The organism is Methylobacterium sp. J-118 (assembly GCF_057836565.1).
Window position 1 is genome coordinate 39,452 of the sequence record NZ_JBYQFA010000001.1, and the last position, 14,810, is coordinate 54,261.

A 14,810-nucleotide genomic window follows, 5' to 3' on the forward strand; every position below is an offset into this window, starting at 1 on the left:
GGCGGCGCTCGTCGGGTCGCCTGTCCGTCAGACGAGCGCCGAGAGGCGCGAGATCAACATCACCAACTCCGCCTGCCGATTCGTGCGCGTCTTGGCGAAGATCGCGGCCAATTGCGTGCGGATGGTCGCCACGCTGACGTTGTGCGTCGTGGCCGCCTCGTTGACCGTGGCGCCGCTGGCCAGGAGCGCGGCCAGCCGCGCTTCCGCGGCGGTCAAGCTGAAGACGCGTTCCAGCGCGGCCGTGTGCGGGCGTGGCGCCTGCTCCAGGTCGATCAGGAGCAGCACGGTGTGGGACATCTCTTCGCCGAGGACCGGCACGAGGATCGCGCTCATGATGAGCGGACGCTTGCCCTCGCGCATGGTCAAGATCCAGTTCTCGCCGTCGAGCTGGACCCGCGCCTTGGAGCGGGCGAGAAGCTGCTTGATCGTGTCGCGTCCGCTCCCGTCGAGCAGATCCGGCCCCGCGTCCGCGTATCCGATCACATCCTGCAGGATGCGCTGCGCTTCGACGTTGGCGGCAAGAACATGACCCTGGGTCGACAGGATGAGGCCACCGCAACCCAGGCGTCCGAAGACCTGCAGCAATGGCGCGCCGACCAGCATCGTTTCCTGACTGCTCATGCGTCAGTCTTCAAGACGCAAGATACGTCGTCGTCAGGCTATCGTGACCTGATAGCGGCCAACGAGTTGGCTCGCCCGGGGGAATATATTCAATCTCTTCGATAGAGTTGCGCCGATATTTATTCGTCTGTCCATGAATGGTGCGAAATAAAGCGTCATCCCTCATGAGCATATTTCGCAGCTCCAAGCTTCGGTGACGGGATTACTCGGCATATTACATAATCATACCAGGCATACGCGTACAGAATGCCAGAACGATTATGGGAGGCCCTATATAGTCGCCTCTTCCAGGCCTACAATATGTTTTGCCAAATTATCGTCGATGAAGACCGCTGATGTCCAGATCCGGACGGGCTCGGCGCGCTCTTCAAAATGGTTCCTCCCACCTTACCCCGAATCCGATGAATTCGCTTTCGGCGGAGCGGCACTTTCGGCGATCGACGTGACGATGAATGTCGATCAGTCGGTCCATTTATTGAGCCCAGTGCGGTCTCAAAATTTCTGATATGCATAGCTTTGTTGTTTATGCATTATATCGAGATGAGCCGGAACTGCAAGTCGGGTGTCACTGAGGATCAGTGTGCCATCCAATGTTGCGACGCAGCATCACGAAGTCTCATCCTCCGCGGAGCGCTGCGTCGGGGACGATCGCCGTCGCCTTTCGCGGGCGGGCGCGACGAAGGTCGATGTCCCGGACGCGGCCCGGTCGCCTACTCCGCCGGCTCGGCCTGCGTCTCCACGCGCCGCTCGGAGGCGCGCTCGGTGCGGACAGGGACCACCGGCGACTCGGCCCGTTGCAGCACCTCGATCGCCGCGTCGGCCTCCCGCTGGCGGTCCCAGAGGGCCGCGTAGACGCCCCCCGCCTCCAAGAGCTCGGCATGGGTGCCGCGCTCGACGATACGGCCGTGGTCGAGCACCAGGATCGCGTCGGCGTTGACCACCGTGGACAGCCGGTGGGCGATCACCAGGGTGGTGCGGCCGCGGCTGACCCGGTCCAGGGCCGCCTGGATCTCGGCCTCGGTGAACGAGTCGAGCGCCGAGGTCGCCTCGTCGAGGACCAGGATCGGCGGCGCCTTCAGGATCGTGCGGGCGATGGCGACCCGCTGCTTCTCGCCACCCGACAGCTTCAGGCCGCGTTCTCCCACCGGGGTGTCGTAGCCTTCCGGCAGACCCGAGACGAAGCGGTCGATCTGGGCGAACTGCGCCGCCTCGCGCAAGTCCGCGTCGCTGGCGTCGGCCCGGCCGTAGCGGATGTTGTAGCCGATCGTGTCGTTGAACAGCACCGTGTCCTGCGGGACCATGCCGATCGCGGCGCGTAAGGAGTCCTGCGTCACCGCGGCGATGTCCTGACCGTCGATGCTGATCCGGCCGCCCTGAGGCTCGTAAAACCGGAACAGCAGCCGCGACAGCGTCGACTTGCCGGCCCCCGAGGGGCCGACCACCGCCACCGTCTGGCCCGCGGGAATCGCGAAGGAGACGCCGCGCAGGATCGGCCGCTCCGGGGTGTAGGCGAAGCGGACATCCTCGAACCGCACCGCCCCGCCCGCGACCCGCAAGGGCACGGCGCCCGGCCGGTCGGCGATCTCGGGATTCTGCCCGAGGATGCGGAACATGTCGTCGATGTCGATCAGCGCCTGTTTGATCTCCCGATAGATCATGCCCATGAAGTTCAGGGGCATCGAGAGCTGCACCAGCATGGTGTTGGCGAGCACGAAGCCGCCGATCGTGGTGCGCCCCGCCAGGATGTCGCGCGCCGCGAGCCACATCACCGCGGTCATCCCGAGGGTGAAGATCACCGCCTGCCCGGCATTGAGCACGGCGAGCGACACGTAGGTCTGCGTCGAGGCCTTTTCGTACTTGGCCATCGACACGTCGTAACGGGCCGCCTCGCGGGCCTCCGCGCCGAAATATTTGACGGTTTCATAATTGAGCAGCGAATCGACCGCCTTCGTGTTGGCGTCGGTGTCGGAGGAATTCATCCGGCGGCGGATGGCGATCCGCCACTCCGTCGCCTTGTAGGTGAAGGCCAGATAGGCCGCGACCGTCGCGAAGGCGGTCGCCGCGTAGGTCCAGCTGAATTCGTAGGCGAGCACGCCCAGCACCAGCACGAACTCGACGATGGTCGGCACGAGCGTCAGCACCATCAGGCGCGACAATTCCTCGATGCCCGAGCGGCCGCGCTCCAACACCCGGGTGAGGCCGCCGGTCTTGCGCTCCAGGTGGAAGCGCAGGGACAGGCGGTGCATGTGCTCGAAGGTCTGGAGCGCCAGCCGCCGGACCGCGTGCATCGCCACCTTGGCGAACAACCCGTCCCGCACCTGGGTCAGCGCCGACATGGCGATCCGCGAGACCCCGTAGAGGGCGATCAGCAGCATCGGCGCGGCGAGCAGGCCCGTCGGCACCGGCGCATCCTTGCCCCCGATCGCCGCGACCAGGGCGTCGGTGATCCACTTGAAGGTGAACGGCGTCACCATGGTCACGAGCTTGGCGGCGAGCAGCAGCCCGAACGCCAGGAAGACCCGGCGCTGCAGATCGGGCCGGCCGTGCGGCCAGAGATGCGGCCAGAGCCGGCGATAGGTGGCGATCAGCCCGGGGCGCTCGGCCGGGAGCTTCGGCCCGGCCGGGGGCGCGGTGTCGTCGGTCATGAAGGGTTCTGCGGGGCGGGATGTCGTGAGCCCCGCATATAGGCGCGGCGGCGCGCGGGATCACCCGCACGGCGCGCAGGGCATCGTCTCACGTCCGCCAGAACGGCTTTCGGATCTCTGCGCGCAGGAGCCACGGATCGAGGCCGGCCTCCCGGATCTGGTCGGGATGGAGGGAAGCGAGGGCCCGCCGGGTGTGGATTCGGCGCAGCCAGATCCGTACCCGGGAGGCGGGGTCCGCGCGGGGGAGGCGGACGGGTGACGAGGAGAGCGTGGAGGTGAGCATCGCGGACGATCCGGTGGCGGGAGAGCAGTCCGGCCGGGATTGCTGCCGCAGCATTGGTCCGATACATCTCTCGGATCAATCGAAACATTGACCTCGGAGCAATGATGCCGGCCATCGACTTCCGCTCCGTCGCCGACGCCATCGCGGACGACATCGCCGCCGGCCGCCTGCGGCCCGGGGCGCGGCTGCCGCCGCAGCGCGACTTCGCGTACGAGCGGGGCATCGCGGTCTCGACCGCGAGCCGGGTCTACGCGGAACTGGCCCGCCGCGGCCTCGTGACCGGCGAAGTCGGGCGGGGCACCTATGTCCGGTCCGAGCCGGGCCGGATCGGGCCGCTCCAGCCGGAGCCGCCGCCGGCGGCCGTCGATCTCCAGCGGACCCATTCGCGGCTGCCCGAGCAGGAGGCCGTGCTGGCCGAGACCCTGGCGGCGCTCGCCCGCGGCGGCGCCGAGATCGGGTTCGGCCAGTACGGGCCCGCGGGCACGCCGCAGGCGCGATCGGTCGCGGCCAAGTTCCTCGCCCGCGACGGCTACGCCCCCGAGGCGGACGACATCCTGTTCACCGGCAACGGCCGTCAGGCCGCGGCGGCGGCCCTCGCAGCCCTCGCGGGGCCGGGCGAGCGGATCGGCTGCGAGCCGCTGACCTATCCGGCGGTGCGGGGCATCGCGGCCCGGCTCGGGATCACCCTGGTGCCGGTCGCCATGGACGCGGAGGGGATGTGTCCGGACGCCCTCCTCCAGGCGCACCGGGCCGCGCCCCTGAGCGGCGTCTACATCCAGCCGACGCTGCAGAACCCCCTCGGCGCCACGATGGGGCCGGCGCGGCGGGCCGACCTCGCTGCCATTCTCGAACGGACCGGGCTCACCGCTATCGAGGACGCGGTCTACAGCTTCCTCGCCGACGCGCGGCCCCTCGCCAGCCTCGCGCCGGACCGGGTGATCCTGGTGGACAGCCTCTCGAAGCGGGTGATGCCGGCGCTGACGGTCGGCCTGATCGCCGCGCCCCCGCCCCTGACCGACCGGCTCGCGGCCTCCGTCCACCAGGGCGCCTGGACGGCGCTCGGCCTGTCGCTCGCCGCCGGCATGCACTGGATGGCGGGCGGCTCGGCGGCTGCGCTGGCCGACGCCAAGCGCCGGGACGCCGCGGCCCGGCAGGTCATCGCGCGGGCGGCGCTCGCGGATTTGCGGGTGGTCGGCGCGCCCGACGCCTATCACCTGTGGCTCGAACTCCCCGAGACGTGGCGGGCGGAGGCCTACGCGGCGGCGGCCCTCCGCCAGGGCATCGCCCTCCTCCCGGCCTCGGCCTTCGCGGTCCATCCCGGCCACGCGCCGAACGCCGTCCGCCTCGCCCTGGCGGCGCCGTCGCGCCAGGACCTCGATCAGGCCCTGCGCCGCCTGCGCCGCCTCGCCTTCGCGGGCGACGATCAGGTCATCGAGTGAGCGGCCTCACCCGCGCTTGTCTGTCGGCAGCACGAAGATCTGGCCCGGATAGATCAGGTCGGGATCGCGGATCTGGGTCTGGTTGGCGTCGTAGATCACCGTGTAGCGCTCGCCGCGGCCGTAGGTGCGCTGGCTGATCCGCCAGAGGTTGTCGCCCCGGGTGATCTTGGCCGTGCTGATCTCCGGCACGTACACCGCTCCGGACGCGGCCTCGCCCCCCGCCTCCGCCGCCAGGGTCCGCGTCTCCGGCAGGGCGGGCGCCGCCGCGGCGGGCGCGGCCGACCCGGTCCGGTCCGGCCCGGCTTTGCCCGTCGCCTGCGCCGTACCCTGCGCACGGCCCTTTCCATCGCCCTTGCCGCCACCCTGCCCGTCCGCCCGGGCCGCGCCGCGGGCGGCGACCTGCGCCGGCTCCGGCACCGTCAGCGGGACCTCGGCGCGCGTGTCGACCTTGCCGGTGGCCGGGTCGATCCGGTCGATCCGCACCTGGTACTGGCCCGGCTTGACCCCGCGCCCGATGGTGAAGCTCGCCCGGCCGTCCGGACCGATCCGGCCCGGCGCGATCAGCGTGTCGTTGAGGTAGAGCCGCAGGGTCGCGCCGGGCGCGCCGGTCGCCGTGACGAACAGCCGGCCGTTTCCCTGCACGTCGACGCTCACGATCCGGGTCGCCGGCCCCGCCCCGGGGCCGCCCGAAGCGAGGCCGCCGGACGGTGCGGCGTCGGCGATCCGGGCGCCGGGGCCGGGCGCGCCGGGCTGCGACAGGACGACGGTCGCCGCGTCCGGGGCGGTCAGGGCGACGAGCGGCTGGCGGTCGCGGCCCGGGGCGACCTGCACGGCCACACTCTGCTCCGAACTGGCCGCGCGCCCGTCCCGGCCGGTCATGCGCAGGCGGATCTCGCTGGGCCCGGCGGGCAGGGCCGGCGGCACGATCGCGAATTGCCCGCTCGCGTCGGCGGTCGCCGTGGCCACCGGCTTGCCGTCGACCAGCATCTCGACGACGGCGTGCGGCGCACCCCGCCCGGCCACCACGGTATCGCCGTTCGGCTCGACCCGGACGATGTCGAAGCGCGGCGTCTCGGCGGCCCCGGCCGCCGGATTCCCGGCCCCGGCGGGGCCCGGCGCGTCATCGCGGAAATCGATCGGCGGGTCCGTGCGCCGCGCCAGGGTGCCGGGATCGGCGAGGCTCCGCGCGCCGCTCTCCGGTGCGGATTTGGCGGGGGGCTCCGCCGCCGGCCGGCCGGTCAGCGACCGCAGGGATTCGCCGCCGAACAGGGCCAGCACGAGGGCGAGACCGCCGATAAGGCCGGCGAGCGCCAGGACGAGACTGCGCCGCACCTGTCCCGACATCGACAACCCTCAGCCCCCCTCGATCCTGACCCGCCGTGCCGGAAAAACCGTCGACGGGGCCGCCCATAATACCGTACATGGGGCCGACACCAAGCCGTCCCGCCGCCCAGGCGGGTGAATCCCGCGCGACTTCAGCAGTTTGGCGCGTGGAGCGCCGGACGCGGGGCTCTCTCTGACGGCTCGCAAACGGACGCGCGAGGAGGGCGCCGGATGGCCCCGGTGAGGACAGTCTGTGTCTATTGCGGCTCCGGTTTCGGCCGGGACCCCGCCTTCCGCGCGGCCGCGGAGGTGCTCGGGACCGCCCTCGCGCGGGCCGGGATGCGCCTGGTCTATGGCGGCGGCGATGTCGGCCTGATGGGCACGGTGGCCCGGGCGGCTTTGGCCGCCGGCGGCCACGTCACCGGCATCATCCCGGACTTCCTCCAGGCGCGCGAGCACATGCTGGCGGAGGTGCAGGAGACCGTGGTGGTGCCCGACATGCACACCCGCAAGCGCCTGATGTTCGAGCGCTCGGACGCCTTCGTGACCCTGCCGGGCGGCATCGGCACCCTGGAGGAATTGGTCGAACAGCTGACCTGGGCCCAGCTCGGGCGGCACCGCAAGCCCGTGGTGCTGGTCTCGGTGGCCGAGTTCTGGGCGCCGCTGCTCGCCCTGTTCGAGCACATGCGCGGCCACGGCTTCATCCGCGAGGGGCTCGATCTCAGCTACCTCGTCACCCGCGAGGCGGCCGAAGTGGTGCCGATGCTCCGGGAGACCGGGCATCAGCCCGACCCGCAAGCCGAGGACATCGTGCAGCAGCGGATGTGAGGCGGGTCGCGCGAGACGAAAGGACGTTCGGGATGCGCGCTTCGATCGTCGCGGCCCTGCCGCTCGCCTGCCTCGCCGGCGCCGCGGCGGCTGCCGACGCGCCCGTCCTCCAGACCCTCGACTACGCCAACACCCGCTATTCCGACCTCGACCGGATCGACGCCGGCAATGTCGGCCGCCTCAAGGTCGCCTGGACCTTCTCCACCGGGGTCCTGCGCGGGCACGAAGGCGCGCCGATCGTGATCGGGCACGTGATGGTCGTGCACACGCCGTTTCCCAACACGGTCTACGCCCTCGATCTCGATCACGACGGAAAAATCCTGTGGCGCTACGCCCCCCGGCAGGATGCGGGGGTGATCGCCGTGATGTGCTGCGACACAGTCTCCCGCGGGCTCGCCTACGCGGACGGGCGCCTGTTCCTGCAGCAGGCCGACACCACCGTGGTCGCCCTCGATCCGGAGACCGGCCGGGTGCTGTGGTCGGTGAAGAACGGCGATCCCGCCCGGGGCGAGACCAACACCGCCACGGTCCTGCCGGTCGACGGCAAGCTCATCGTCGGGCTCGCCGGCGGCGAGTACGGCGCCCGCTGCCACGTCACCGCGTACGACCAGGCGACCGGCAAGCGTCTCTGGCGCGCCTACGCCACCGGGCCGGATGCCGACATGCTGGTCGATCCGGACAAGACCAAGGAACTCGGGCGCCCGATCGGCCGGGATTCTTCCCTGAAGAGCTGGGAGGGCGACCAGTGGCGGATCGGCGGCGCCTGCAGCTGGGGCTGGTTCTCCTACGACCCGGATCTGAACCTCGTCTATTACGGCACCGGCAATCCCGCGACCTGGAACCCGGCGCAGCGCATGGGCGACAACCGGTGGTCCATGGCGATCATCGCCCGCGACGCCGATACCGGAATGGCCCGCTGGGTCTACCAGATGACGCCCCACGACCAGTGGGACTACGACGGCGTCAACGAGATGATCCTCACCGAGCAGGCGATCGGCGGGCGCCCGCGCAGGGTGCTGACCCATTTCGACCGGAACGGCTTCGGCTACACCCTGGACCGCGCCACCGGGGAGCTCCTGGTGGCGGAAAAATTCGACCCGAGCGTCAACTGGGCCAGCCGGATCGAGATGGATCCCGCCGCCCCGTCCTATGGCCGGCCGGTCGTCGACAAACGCTACGCCCCCGGCGAGGCCGACGAGGAGGAGGTCACCAAGAACATCTGCCCCGGGGCACTCGGCGCCAAGAACCAGCAGCCTGCGGCCTACTCTCCGCTGACGCGGCTGTTCTACGTGCCGACCAACCACATGTGCATGGATTACGAGGCGTTCCGGGTCACCTACACGCCGGGCCAGCCCTATGTCGGCGCGACCCTGACCCTGCATCCGCCGGAGGGCACCGACCGGACCGGCGCCTTCATCGCCTGGGACGGCGCCCGGGGGACGATCGCGTGGTCGATCCCGGAGCCCTTCTCGGTCTGGTCGGGGGCCCTCGCCACCGCGGGCAACCTCGTGTTCTACGGCACGCTGGAAGGCTACCTGAAGGCGGTCGACGCCCGGGACGGGCGCGAACTCTACCGGTTCAAGACGCCGTCCGGGATCGTGGGCAACGTCACCACCTACCTGCATGGCGGCCGGCAATACGTGGCGGTGCTCTCCGGTATCGGCGGCTGGGCCGGGATCGGGCTCGCGGCCGGGCTCACCGATCCCGCAGACGGATCGGGGGCGGTGGGCGGCTACGCGGCCCTGTCGCAGTACACGGCCCCGGGCGGGCAGCTCACGGTGTTCGAATTGCCGGATCCGGGGCCGCCGGCCGCGCGGTGACGAAGTCCACGAAGGCGCGCAGCGGCGCCGGCAGGTGCCGCCGCCCCGGATAGTAGAGGAACGGGCCGGAAAATTCCTGCCACCAGGGTTCCAGCACCGGCTCCAGGGCGCCGCTGTCGAGCTGCGGGCGGAGCCAGCCCTCGAACAGGTGGATGATCCCGGTCCCCGCGACGGCCGCCGCCACGGCGAGGTCGCTGGCGCCGACCCGCACGATCAGCGGCCCGGACGGGTCCACGCGGACGACGGCGCCGTCGCGCTCGAACTCCCAGGGTGCCGTCAGGGCGCCGCTCGGGAACCGGCCGAGCAGGCAGGCATGGGCGAGGAGATCGCGCGGATGCGCCGGCCGGCCGCGCCGGTCGAGATAGGCCGGCGCCGCCGCCGTGGCGAAACGCTGCCGCCGCGGCCCGATCGGCACCGCGATCATGTCCTGCTCCAGCCGCTCATCGTAGCGGATGCCGGCATCGCAGCCCGCCGCCAGCACGTCCACGAACCCGTCCTCGGCGACCACCTCCAGGCGGATCTCGGGATAGGCCGCCAGGAAGGCCGGCACGAGCGCCGGCAGGACCAGCCGGGCCGCGCTCAGCGGCACGTTCAGCCGCAGCGTCCCGGCCGGCCGGTCGCGGAACCCGTTCACCACGTCGAGGGCGGAGTCCACCTCCGCGAGCGCCGGGCCGAGCCGTTCGAGCAGGCGCGCGCCGGCCTCCGTGGGGGCGACGCTGCGGGTGGTCCGGTTCAGGAGGCGCACGCCGAGTCCCGCCTCGAGCCGGCGCACCGCCTCGCTGAGCCCCGACGCGCTGCCGCCCCCGGCGCGGGCGCCCTCGCGAAAGCCCCCCGCCCGCGCCACGCGCACGAAGGCGGTCAGGTCAGCCAGATCCGTCGTCATCGTTCGAAATTCCGAACAGCCCGTCCCGATTGTCCCCGGTTATGCCATCGATCCAGGCCGGCTACATCCAAGGCGCCAACAGGAGATTCGCCATGACCGACATCGCGCAGGCCGGCACGTTCCAGATCGGCGACCGCACCGTGAGGCGCCTCGGATACGGGGCCATGCAGCTCGCCGGGCCCGGCGTGTTCGGACCGCCGAAGGACCGGGCCGCCGCGGTCGCGGTGTTGCGCGAGGCCGTGGCGCGGGGCGTCGACCATATCGACACCAGCGACTTCTACGGACCGCACGTCACCAACCAGATCATCCGCGAGGCGCTCCACCCCTATCCGGACGGGCTCGTGATCGTCACCAAGGTCGGCGCCCGGCGCGGGCCCGATGCCTCGTGGAACCCGGCCTTCTCGGCCGAGGAGCTGACCCGGGCGATCCACGACAACCTGCGTAACCTCGGCGTGGACGCCCTCGACGTGGTTAACCTGCGGTTGATGTTCGACGCCCACGGCCCCGCGGAGGGTCCGATCGAGGCGCCGCTGACAGTGCTGGCGGATCTGCAACGGCAGGGCCTGATCCGCCGGATCGGCCTGAGCAACGCCACGCCCCGGCAGGTCGCCGAGGGGCGCCGGATCACCGAGATCGCCTGCGTGCAGAACCAGTACAACCTCGCCCACCGGGGCGACGACGCGTTCATCGACGACCTCGCCGCGTCCGGCATCGCCTACGTGCCGTTCTTCCCGCTGGGCGGATTCAGCCCGCTCCAGTCGGACACCCTGTCGGCGGTGGCGGCCAGGCTCGGGGCGACGCCGATGCAGGTGGCGCTGGCGTGGCTGCTGCGCCGGGCGCCCAACATCCTGCTGATCCCGGGGACGTCCGCCCTCGGCCACCTGCGCGAGAACCTCGCGGCGGCGGAGCTTCGCCTGCCGGAGGAGGCGCTGGCGGCGCTGGATCGGATCGGGGCGGCCTGAGGCTGAGGCTCTGACCGGTGCTTTCCCCGCCCCCTTGCGGGGAGGGGTTAGGGGTGGGGGTGGTGCAGACGGCACCGTCACGCTGGATCCTGCACGACCACCACCTCCGGCTCCTCCCCGCTAGGGGGATGAGAGTATGCGGCGCTGGTGGGAAGGCGATCCTTACTGCGCCGCGCGGGTGGCCAGCATCGGGCACCCGCCCTCGCTCATCGGCCGGAACGCCTGCTCGGCCGGGATCGTCTCCAGCACCTTGTAGAGGTCCCACTCGCCCTTCGACTCGGCGGGCGTCTTGGCCTCGAACAGGTACATCGGGTGGATCTTGCGCCCGTCCGGCCGGATCGTGCCCTGGCCGAACAGCGGGTCGTCGGTGGGGATCGCCTTCATCTTGGCGACCACGGCGGCGCCGTCCTTGGCCGAGTGCAGGGCCGCCACCGCCTTCAGGTAGTGCAGCGTGCTGGCGTAGACGCCGGCCTGATAGGAGGTCGGCTTCTTGCCGGGCATCCGTTTCTCGAACCGCTCCGCGAAGGCGCGGGTGCCGTCGTTGAGGTCCCAGTAGAACGAGGCGGTGAAGTCCAGCCCCTGGGCCACCTCCAGGCCGAGCGAATGGATGTCGGTGATGGCGATCAGCAGGGCGGCGAGTTTCTGGCCGCCCTGGCGAACGCCGAACTCGTGCGCCTGCTTGATGGCGTTGGCGGCGTCGAGCCCGGCATCGGCCAGCCCGATCACCTGGGCGCCGGATCCTTGAGCCTGGAGCAGGAACGAGGAGAAGTCCGGGTTCGGGAAGGGCGTGCGCACGCCGCCCACGACCGTGCCGCCGTTCGCCTGCACCACCGCCTTGGTGTCGCGCTCCAGGGCGAGGCCGAAGGCGTAATCGGCGGTGATGAAGTACCAGGTCTTGCCGCCGCGCTTGAGCATCGCCTTGCCGGTGCCGTTGGCCAGCGCCGCGGTGTCGTAGGTCCAGTGCACGGTGTTCGGCGTGCAGGCCGGTCCGGTCAGGTCGGCGGTGCCGCCGCCCGAGTTGATGAAGGCCTTGTTTTTCTCCTTGGTGATCTGCGCGATGGCGAGCGCCACCGAGGAGGTCGGCACGTCGAACACCGCGTCGACGCCGTCGCGGTCGTACCATTGCCGGGTGATCGAGGCGCCGACATCGGGCTTGTTCTGATGGTCGGCGGCCACGACCTCGACCTTCAGGCCCTGGGTCTCCGGCTTGAAGTCCTCGACCGCCATGCGGGCGGCCACCACCGAGCCCTCGCCGGTGGAGTCGAAATAGACCCCCGAGCGGTCGTTCAGGACGCCGATCTTCACCGGCACGAGTTCGGCCGCCGGCGCAGCGCCGGCGCCGAGCGCGCACACGAGTCCCAGCAGTCCCGCGACGCGGTGGCGGACCGTCATGTCTCTCTCCCTGGATGTCACACCCGGCGGCGTTGTTCGCCGCTCGGGACTCGCCCGCAGGCAGCTTATCCGCGAGCGCTTGGACCGGATACTGCAGCGGGTGAGGATGCGGTCGATCCGTCAGTGGCCGGTCTGATGACCGCCGCTCCACCCCCGGAATCGCGCGTGTTTGGTCCCGGCCGATCGGACTGGAACCGGTGATCCGCTCGGTCGACAGGGCGATTCGACGTGCGCGTTGACGCGTGACCGGCGCCTGCGCCCCGCGGCAGGGTGCGGGGGTGTTCGGCCACAGGAGGGCCGGCGCGGCGGTTCTCACCACATCCGGGTGATCTCGTTCTCGCCGATGCCATGCCCTTCGACCACCACGGGCGCGTACAGGAAGCCGGGCGTGACGCTGATCGTCCACGCGGGACTCAGCTGTTCTCGCGCCAGCGCGAGCGCCTCGTCCGCCGTCCGGGCTCGCGCCGCGAAGACCTGCGCCTCCGGCTCACCGTTGGCGCCCGGTCGATCCGTGATCGCGACGATCTGAAAGGCACTGTCCATGGCTTGGACATGGGACGTACGCGCGTGGCGGCAATACCGATGAACCGCATACCGGGCCGCATCCACGAGCGCCCGGCTCGCCTCACCGAAGCGCTGTGACCCGTTCCGTCGCGTCTGCGCGCGGAACCGCATTCCGCTGCGCCTCGGTCACGCAACGCCGGAAGGCCGGGCTCTGCGCCGGTATTCCACGGTCCAGGCACGCGGTGACCGCGTCGGCCAAGGCGCGCACCGGTTCGTCCGATCGGCTCCCGATCCCGCCCGCCCCCGCGGTTGACCGCAAGCTGCCGGTAACGACGGGGTTCGATTGCGGGCCGAGGCAGCCGCCGAGCGCCAGAGCTACGATGATCGCGCAGACAGCATGGGGTCGCACGGCATCTCTCCGCGTCCGAGGGTCAGACTACGCAGAGACTGTGCCGCTTGCCTAGGGTACCGGTGCCACACCCTACGATTGCGTCCCCTCACCCCTGCGGGTGATCGGTTACCGGGTGGGTGAGATCAGTGCAGGATCGGCGCCGCGCCATCCTGCTCAGGATCGCCCGTCCCAGGATCGCCCGCCCGAGCAGCCTGCGCCTGAGCCCGGACCTGAACGAGCGCCTGCTCGATGCAGCGCGCCGCCACTTGGAGGCCGGCTTCGGCGACGTCGGGGGAGCAGGCTGGCGTTGGACTGGCGGCGAGCCTGTCCTGCACGGCCCGCATGAAGAGGCCGAGGTCGTCGCGGTGGCGCCCGGCGACCAACTCGGCGCCCATCAGCCGGATCATGTTGGTGAGCGCGGCCAGCGCCACGTCCTTCGGATCGCTGAACGAATCGATCATGGCAGGGAGGTTCGCCCACAGCAACTTTAGAACTGTTCTTACATCATGCGCTGACCCATGTGCCTCACGGTCGCGACAGCTAGCAGTCTCGTGATCGATTGAGGGGCAGTTGAGCGGCGGTCCCCACCCGCCGCAGCCCACCCGTGACGCGTTCCCGCTGCCATGGCCGCCGCCCCTCGGGCCTCTCGTACACGCGGGCGATGCCTTCTTTATGGGGCGGCGAGACGCGCGCGTCGTTCGAGTGCGCCGCAGGCAATCCGCCGCTCACCCGTGCCCGGAGCTTCACAGGAGAGGTTTGCCGGCGCGCGCCGACGGTATGCTGTCGGGCCGGCGCGGAGCTAGCCGGCTTTGCATCCAGGGCCCGAACCCGTCACGCCCGGGGCGCCAGACCGAAGATCGCCCGGGCTTGATCGGGTGTGGCCGGTTCGCGGTCGATATGGGCGAGCAGGCTCACCGCCTTCTCCACCAGGGCCGCGTTGCTCGGCGCGAGCCGGCCCCGGGACAGGTACAGGTTGTCCTCCAGACCGACCCGGACGTTGCCGCCCATGCCGGCCGCGACCGCGAGCATCGGGTATTCCTGCCGGCCGATTCCGAAGGCCGACCAGATCGCGTCCTCCGGCAGGCGGGCCCGCATCGCCACCAGCGCCTCGGGGGTGGCCGGTGCCCCCCAGGGGATGCCGAGGCAGATCTGGAACAGGGCTGGGCGCGCCAGATGCCCCTCGGCGATCAGGTGCCGGGCCAGCTCGATCTGGCCGAGGTCGAACACCTCGATCTCCGGCTTCACGCCCGCCTCCCGGATCTGGGCCGCCATGGCGCGCAGGTGGGCCGGGGTGTTGAGGAACAGGTGCTCGCCGAAATTCATCGTGGCGATGTCGAGGGTGCAGATCTCCGGCTGCAGAGCCGCCACGTGCCGGGTGCGGGCCTCCGGGCCCACGAAGGTCGTGCCCGGGCCGGCCAGGGCCGGATCGGGATCGCCCGGCACGAACCGGCCCCCCGCCCCTGTGGTCAGGTTGAGGATCACGGCCTCGTTCTTCTCGCGGATCCGCTCCACCACCGCGCGGTAATGAGCGAGCTCCATGCTGGGGGCGCCGGTCTCGGGATCGCGGACGTGGATGTGGACCACCGCGGCCCCCGCGTCGGCGGCCTCCAGGGCGGACCGGGCGATGGCCTCCGGGCTCACCGGCACGGCCGGGTTTTTTCTCGGCGTGTCGAAGGAGCCCGTGAGGGCGCAGGTGATGACGGTGGTGCTCGACATGCT

At 70.9% G+C, this 14,810-nt stretch carries 13 protein-coding genes; 4 read left to right on the forward strand and 9 right to left on the reverse strand.

Features of this window, described 5'->3' with window-relative positions; translation table 11 throughout:
- Positions 1 to 27: 27 nt before the first annotated feature.
- The 3 genes from AC3IF3_RS00185 to AC3IF3_RS00195 all read right to left on the reverse strand — a co-directional run bounded on the left by AC3IF3_RS00185 (position 28) and on the right by AC3IF3_RS00195 (position 3,549).
- A complete protein-coding gene (locus tag AC3IF3_RS00185) occupies positions 28 to 603 on the reverse strand; it encodes a helix-turn-helix transcriptional regulator (RefSeq protein WP_489226628.1) in 576 nt (191 codons plus the stop codon).
- A gap of 728 nt (positions 604 to 1,331) precedes the next feature.
- Positions 1,332 to 3,266 (reverse strand): ABCB family ABC transporter ATP-binding protein/permease, encoded by a 1,935-nt coding sequence (locus AC3IF3_RS00190; RefSeq protein ID WP_489226629.1) that lies wholly within the window; start codon positions 3,264 to 3,266, stop codon positions 1,332 to 1,334.
- 88 nt (positions 3,267 to 3,354) lie between these two features.
- Positions 3,355 to 3,549 (reverse strand): DUF1127 domain-containing protein, encoded by a 195-nt coding sequence (locus tag AC3IF3_RS00195; RefSeq protein WP_489226631.1) that lies wholly within the window; start codon positions 3,547 to 3,549, stop codon positions 3,355 to 3,357.
- A 104-nt stretch (positions 3,550 to 3,653) separates the two neighbouring features.
- On the opposite strand from AC3IF3_RS00195, the gene AC3IF3_RS00200 reads away from it, so the two are divergent.
- A complete protein-coding gene (locus AC3IF3_RS00200) occupies positions 3,654 to 4,988 on the forward strand; it encodes an aminotransferase-like domain-containing protein (RefSeq protein WP_489226633.1) in 1,335 nt (444 codons plus the stop codon).
- Between the two features lie 6 nt (positions 4,989 to 4,994).
- Here the strand turns inward: AC3IF3_RS00200 and AC3IF3_RS00205 are convergent, their stop codons facing one another.
- Entirely contained in the window at positions 4,995 to 6,332 is a 1,338-nt protein-coding gene (locus AC3IF3_RS00205) for a LysM peptidoglycan-binding domain-containing protein (protein WP_489226635.1), read from the reverse strand.
- Positions 6,333 to 6,542: 210 nt separating this feature from the next.
- Here AC3IF3_RS00205 and AC3IF3_RS00210 point away from each other — a divergent pair, with 210 nt between their 5' ends.
- Entirely contained in the window at positions 6,543 to 7,139 is a 597-nt protein-coding gene (locus AC3IF3_RS00210) for an LOG family protein (RefSeq protein ID WP_243964815.1), read from the forward strand.
- A 32-nt stretch (positions 7,140 to 7,171) separates the two neighbouring features.
- Positions 7,172 to 8,959 (forward strand): methanol/ethanol family PQQ-dependent dehydrogenase, encoded by a 1,788-nt coding sequence (locus AC3IF3_RS00215; protein ID WP_489226637.1) that lies wholly within the window; start codon positions 7,172 to 7,174, stop codon positions 8,957 to 8,959.
- Here the strand turns inward: AC3IF3_RS00215 and AC3IF3_RS00220 are convergent.
- Positions 8,913 to 9,842: a LysR family transcriptional regulator gene (locus AC3IF3_RS00220; RefSeq protein WP_489226639.1), complete on the reverse strand. Its 930-nt coding sequence runs from the start codon at positions 9,840 to 9,842 to the stop codon at positions 8,913 to 8,915. The two genes, AC3IF3_RS00215 and AC3IF3_RS00220, sit on opposite strands and share 47 nt — an antisense overlap.
- A 92-nt stretch (positions 9,843 to 9,934) precedes the next feature.
- On the opposite strand from AC3IF3_RS00220, the gene AC3IF3_RS00225 reads away from it, so the two are divergent.
- The gene (locus AC3IF3_RS00225; RefSeq protein ID WP_489226641.1) at positions 9,935 to 10,804 is read left to right on the forward strand and encodes an aldo/keto reductase family oxidoreductase; all 870 of its coding nucleotides are present in this window, start codon (positions 9,935 to 9,937) and stop codon (positions 10,802 to 10,804) included.
- A gap of 162 nt (positions 10,805 to 10,966) precedes the next feature.
- On the opposite strand, the gene AC3IF3_RS00230 is transcribed toward AC3IF3_RS00225, so the two are convergent.
- The 4 genes from AC3IF3_RS00230 to AC3IF3_RS00245 form a co-directional block, all read right to left on the reverse strand.
- Complete coding sequence (locus AC3IF3_RS00230) at positions 10,967 to 12,196, reverse strand: ABC transporter substrate-binding protein (RefSeq protein ID WP_489226643.1); 1,230 nt, start codon at positions 12,194 to 12,196, stop codon at positions 10,967 to 10,969.
- Between the two features lie 312 nt (positions 12,197 to 12,508).
- The gene (locus AC3IF3_RS00235; protein ID WP_243964810.1) at positions 12,509 to 12,871 is read right to left on the reverse strand and encodes a hypothetical protein; all 363 of its coding nucleotides are present in this window, start codon (positions 12,869 to 12,871) and stop codon (positions 12,509 to 12,511) included.
- A 363-nt stretch (positions 12,872 to 13,234) separates the two neighbouring features.
- Positions 13,235 to 13,552: a hypothetical protein gene (locus AC3IF3_RS00240; protein ID WP_489226645.1), complete on the reverse strand. Its 318-nt coding sequence runs from the start codon at positions 13,550 to 13,552 to the stop codon at positions 13,235 to 13,237.
- Positions 13,553 to 13,922: 370 nt separating this feature from the next.
- Entirely contained in the window at positions 13,923 to 14,807 is an 885-nt protein-coding gene (locus AC3IF3_RS00245; protein WP_489226646.1) for a beta-keto acid cleavage family enzyme, read from the reverse strand.
- Positions 14,808 to 14,810: the final 3 nt, after the last annotated feature.